This is a genomic window from Ammonifex thiophilus (assembly GCF_003368535.1).
In the GTDB taxonomy this organism is placed as follows: domain Bacteria; phylum Bacillota; class Desulfotomaculia; order Desulfotomaculales; family Ammonificaceae; genus Ammonifex; species Ammonifex thiophilus.
On record NZ_QSLN01000037.1, the window covers coordinates 1 to 4972 of the forward strand.

At 59.5% G+C, this 4972-nt stretch carries 8 protein-coding genes; 3 read left to right on the forward strand and 5 right to left on the reverse strand.

Annotated elements, in window-relative coordinates:
- Nucleotides 1-299: tyrosine-type recombinase/integrase (locus tag DXX99_RS10780; RefSeq protein WP_165847841.1), on the forward strand; the 299-nt coding region annotated here is incomplete at its 5' end.
- 70 nt (nt 300-369) lie between these two features.
- Nucleotides 370-663, forward strand: a complete 294-nt coding sequence (locus DXX99_RS10785) for a type II toxin-antitoxin system Phd/YefM family antitoxin (protein WP_115793480.1) — start codon at nt 370-372, stop codon at nt 661-663.
- A gap of 31 nt (nt 664-694) precedes the next feature.
- Here the strand turns inward: DXX99_RS10785 and DXX99_RS10790 are convergent, their stop codons facing one another.
- The 5 genes from DXX99_RS10790 to tnpA form a co-directional block, all read right to left on the reverse strand.
- Nucleotides 695-1273 (reverse strand): helix-turn-helix domain-containing protein, encoded by a 579-nt coding sequence (locus DXX99_RS10790; protein WP_115793481.1) that lies wholly within the window; start codon nt 1271-1273, stop codon nt 695-697.
- 370 nt (nt 1274-1643) lie between these two features.
- Nucleotides 1644-2033, reverse strand: coding sequence for a type II toxin-antitoxin system VapC family toxin (locus tag DXX99_RS10795; RefSeq protein ID WP_115793482.1), 390 nt, complete (start codon nt 2031-2033; stop codon nt 1644-1646).
- Nucleotides 2030-2266, reverse strand: coding sequence for a type II toxin-antitoxin system Phd/YefM family antitoxin (locus DXX99_RS10800; protein ID WP_115793483.1), 237 nt, complete (start codon nt 2264-2266; stop codon nt 2030-2032). The genes DXX99_RS10795 and DXX99_RS10800 overlap by 4 nt, the downstream gene beginning before the upstream one ends.
- A 277-nt stretch (nt 2267-2543) precedes the next feature.
- Nucleotides 2544-3977, reverse strand: a complete 1434-nt coding sequence (locus DXX99_RS10805) for a transposase (protein WP_115793484.1) — start codon at nt 3975-3977, stop codon at nt 2544-2546.
- 13 nt (nt 3978-3990) lie between these two features.
- Nucleotides 3991-4389, reverse strand: coding sequence for an IS200/IS605 family transposase (gene tnpA, locus DXX99_RS10810; protein WP_115793485.1), 399 nt, complete (start codon nt 4387-4389; stop codon nt 3991-3993).
- Nucleotides 4390-4608: 219 nt separating this feature from the next.
- On the opposite strand from tnpA, the gene DXX99_RS10815 reads away from it, so the two are divergent.
- Nucleotides 4609-4785 carry a hypothetical protein gene (locus DXX99_RS10815; RefSeq protein WP_205664712.1) on the forward strand — a complete coding sequence of 59 codons (177 nt, stop codon included), beginning with the start codon at nt 4609-4611 and terminating at the stop codon, nt 4783-4785.
- Nucleotides 4786-4972: the final 187 nt, after the last annotated feature.

Sequence of the window (4972 nt, forward strand, 5' to 3'; positions counted from 1 at the left end):
AGGAGTACCTGGCGGAGCTTCCTCCTCGAGGAGGCGAGTGGCTCTTTCCCGGTAAAAGAGGCCCCATGACTCCCAGGGCCGTGCAGAAGAGGCTCAAGCTTTTCGGGCGCATAGCGGGGGTGGAGGTTACCCCGCACAAGCTCCGGCACACCTTCTGCAAGTGGCTGGTCGATGCCGGGGAGAGCTTGGACAAGGTGGCGTGTCTTGCGGGACACGCCAGGCTCGACACCACGGCGGTCTACACCAGGCCCGGCAGGACGGACCTGGAGAGGGCCGTGGAGAAGCTCAGCTGGGAGTGACCGTGGCACAATCGAAGCACGATAGTGCTATAATGAGGCGTGAAAGGCCTGATGATGGAAGGGGAAAGCTATGCGCTTTGTTACGGTGCGCGATCTGCGGTTGCGTGGAAAAGAAATCTGGGAGGCCCTTCGCGCAGGAGAAGAAGCGGTTCTCACCTGCAATGGCCGCCCGGTAGCGCTCCTGGTCGGCATAGAGGAGGGCCGTCTGGAGGAGACCCTTCGCCTGGTGCGGAGGGCTCGGGCTCAGGCGGCTGTTTCACGCATGCGCGAGCGTGCCAGGGAACTGGGGCTGGATAGATCGCGGGAAGAAGATATCGGGGCTGAGGTTCGAGCAGTTAGGTGCGAACAACGGTCACAAAGGTAGTTTGTGTTCGCGCCATCCAGTAGTTGCGGACCTAGCCCCAAAATTTCCACCAGGGCTTCTTCTTTGGCTGAAGCATGCGGCGCATCTCTTCCATTAGCTGCTTGTCTCTCTCCTCCAGCAACCGCGCGTATCTTTCTTCCACTGAACGCTTTTCTTCCTCCTGCCTAAGCAGGAGCTCCCTGGTGGCTGCGAGCTCGGCTCGCAATCTCTCAAGCTCCCTTCTCAACCCCTGTTCAACCTCTGACCAGTGGTTAGAGAAGGTCTCCTCCACACCCCTGATCAAGGTGGTAAGGGTCTCCTCCATACCCCTTGCCACCTGATTAACGGTGTTGCTCAGGGCCTGCTCTAAGGCCTGTCTTACAACCCCGACTAGCCACTCCCTGGGAACTACTACTCCCGGATCCTCTTCGACGATGGTAGGAGTCGCGGGAGGAGGGTTAGGTCTTCCCGCCTTGATCCGCTCTATTTCTCCCCATGGTATCACGTACTCCGGTCCGTAAGGTCCTTCTCTTAGGGTGGCGTTGAGCCGCCCGGTCTTCACCCAGCGGCGGGCGGTGGAAAGGCTTATTCCCAGAACTTCAGCCGCTTCCTTTAAACTCAGCTCCTCCAACTCCTACCTCAACCCCTTATCAGACCCCTGATCATTTGACAAGGGACCCTACTCATGTTAGTGACTTCCTCCCTACCCCTAAAGGTGTAGGGCTTCCTGGTGGCAGGTTCCCTTCTGCAGGTACTGATGCCGGCTTACACCGGTACAAGCGGCCCTTTTTGATCCGTTGCCGGAGGGGACCGTCACTGCCGTCCCGACTACGTCAGGTGCCGCTCACGCGGTCCTTGACGATACTTGCGTTTTTGCTTTTTATTTTTACACCTGCTGCTTTCATCCCGCCCCCCCGAAGAAGGCGGGTCTTCCCGCGGCGGAGTTATAACCTGGCTGGAGTCCAAGTTAAGATCCGGGGCTTCTCTGGGAAAAATTGACTCTATAACCAGACGACCTCTACAGGGTACTCCCTTATCTTCGCGTCGTTCGTCAGGATGACAAGACCTTCCTCCTGAGCTTGAGCCACCAGCAGGCGGTCGAAAGGGTCGCGGTGGATGCGGGGAAGAGAATAGATACGCAGGGCATGAGTGAGCCTTACCGGCAAAGGGGTAATGTTATTCAGGCGTAACTGCTCTATTACGAAGTCGCTCAGGTCTCCCGGTACGGAAAGCTTTCCAAGACTGGCCTTGATAGCCATTTCCCAGGCGCTGGCGGCACTGAAGAAGAGAGTGTTCCTCTTGTTCGCAATAACCTTTCGAACCCGTTCGGGTAACCGCGGGTCGTCGGCAATCCACCAGAGAAACACATGGGTGTCAAGGAGAATTTTCATCGTTCGAACTCCTCCAAGACTTCCTCCGGGAGGGGCGCTTCAAAATCGGGCGCGATGAATATCTTTCCCTTGGCGGTGCCGGGAACCCTTTCTCCCTCCTCCATCGTTACCGGAACCAGACGGGCCACTGGAACGCCGGCTTTGGCAATGATCACTTCTTCTCCTTCCCTCACCCAGGCTAAGAGCCTGGAAAGCTGAGTCTTGGCTTCGTGAATGTTTACCTGCAACGTCACCACGAACACCTCCTATGGCAGTAAAATAAGCTAAGTCTATGAACCAAGTCAAGTATCACCCGGCTCTAGGTCAGGAAGTGTGAAGAAGAGATCAGCCAAGCCAAGAGGAGAAAAGCTAAGAGCGTTTTTCGGGCATAGATCCCGCAGTTCCGATTGCCCAGCTGAGCCTCCCCAGGGCTAAAGCCCGGGGGTTCTGAGGAGAACCACCGCGACCTCTCCCGGGCTCTCGCCACCGCCAGGAGACGGCGCTACAGCATCCCGGGCCTCGGCACAAGGCTTACCCCTCTTCCGCAGCGACCCCCTCCGTCCCCTTGCGGGGCTGTTGGGCAACCTTACCCAACACTCGGGGGTTGGGAATACGGCCCGACGCCGCTTGCAGGACAGGCTCCTGACCCAGCCACTGCCTCGCGGCAGAGCCCGCGTCGAGCTCGAAATCGTTCTGTCCAATCTGTTCCACGAAACGCGCCAGGTAGGCGCTGTAAAGGTCCCGCTGGCACCTCACCCCGCAGGAGCATATGTGCCAGCGCTCAGACAAGGACTTCTTTCTGCGCTCCCCACAGATGCAGAAGCTGGAAAGGCCGACGTGAGTGTCTCGACCTTTGACTTTAACCCGGGTGGGGAACTCCAGGACCTTCCCGCCAGCACTCTCAGCCTTGCGGGCGAGTTCCCGGAAGAACATCCCCGGCGCCCGGGTGTTGACGGACTTACCGAACATTCTCTGGAGGGCCCGGTAGGAGAGCTTTTCGAACTTGAACACGTTGCCCATGCGCAGGGTCTCGTTGACCATCCTGCCGATGAGGCTCCTGCGGTGGGCGCTCAATTTGCGCCATATTTCGGCGAGTCGGGCCTGGGTCTTGAGGTATGTCTTGGTCTTCTTCCACTGTTTCGGCCCTTTCTTTACCGTCCCGTCGGGGTTGTAGTTCTCGGGGTTGTTGGCCCTGAGAGAGCGGTCGAGCTTGCGCTGAAGCCTGCGTATTTCCGCTTCTTTTTCTGCAAGCTCCTCGCAAAAGCGGGAAAGAACCGCCTCTTTATCGTTGACACGGGCAATGGTGGACGGACCGGCGTCGATGCCGACAACGCCTTCTCCCAGGGCATTTTCGGGTTTCTGGTAGGGCGCGCCCTCGCAGATGAGCTGGGCGTAAAACCTGTTGCGCCCGTTTACCTTGCGCCTCACCAGGCGAACGTACTTCACTCGACAGGAGAGGGCATGACGGACTACCGGATCTTCCGGGTCGATGACGGCCGGCAGGATAAGACCCTTCCAGACCACACAGCCGTCCCGCCACCGGATGCCCGCTTCGTTGCTCTTGCCCTCTACGGTGTCCATCTGGTTCTTGCCCTTAAAGCGCACCTTGCGGGCCTGTCCGGAGAGCACCCTCTGGGCGGCCCGGTACGCCCTGGTGCCCAGCTTCTGGGCCACGTGTACGTCCAGGTGGTCTCTTATCCAGCAGGAGCGCCGTATTTCTACAGCATAGTGTTGCAACGCAGCGTCCGTAAAACCGTGTTTGGAGCAAGCTTCCCGGATGAGAGCGTTTCTTAAATCTCTGTCCCCTGCTTTCCAGGCCTTCTGCCACAGCCTGGACTGCTGGATGAGCTTCACCCGTTTCACGGCTTCCCCCAGGCAGGCGTTGTAGAGCTGGCGGGCCGCCTCCAGGCGGGCCAGCAGTACCTTCTCCTGGGCGGGGGAAACCCGCAGGGGGAGTTCGCACACGAAGCTGGGCGTGCTAGACGTGTTTTTGCTTCTCGATGTACTCGCGCAGGGTGGCAAGGGGCGCACCTCCGACGGTAGCCACGAAGTAGCTGTTGGTCCAGAGGGTCGGCAGCCTCGACCTGAGCCACGGGAACTCCTGGCGCAGGATGCGGGAGGACCGGCCCTTCATGGACTTCACCAGCCGGTGGATGCCGAACTGCGGGTCCACCTCTACCAGCAGGTGTACGTGGTCCGGCATGACCTCCAGCTCGATGATTTCGGCCCCTCTCTCCCGCGCCACTTCGTGGAGGATTTCCTTGAGCCGCATGTCCACCCCGTCTTTCAGGACGGGACGACGGTACTTCGGGCACCAGACCACATGGTATTTGCAAGAATACACCACATTGTTGTTGGACTTGAATTTGCGTCTCATGGCTCCATTATACAATGCAGACCGGTATATCGCAATCAGCCGCCTTATCCCCAGCCCTAAAGGGCGGGGCCTGCGGCGGCCGTTTTTTGGTCAGGCATGTTGTGCTGGAGAGGTTCGCCGGGTGGGAGCGACTGGGAATGACCGCCGCGGGCCCCGCCCTTTAGAGCTGGCTAGACTGTTCCAACGGGAGGGATCGACCTGGTTGCTCCGGCGAGACGGGTGGCGAGACTTCTGGAGAGGCGGGCGGGTGTGGTCCTGGACTGGGCGGCGGGGGTGAGGCACTCGGGCGCCGTGTGGCTTCTGGTGAAGGCCCGCACCTACAAAGAACCAGACCTCAGGGTGGTGAGGTACGGGGTCCAGGCCGACGACCTGCGGGCGATGCGCTGGCTCGTTTAAGGCGAGCAGGAGTTGTGGACCTCCTGGTAGAATTCTGGTTTCGGGTTCTGGGACCGGGGGAAAAAACAAGAAACTCGGTCCGGACCGTTTTGGGATATGGCGGTGAAGCGGTCCGACCGAGCCCACCGGAACTCCTCGCAAGTAAAGCATACCACCGGTGGGCCGGTCAAATCAAGCCGCAGCCGCC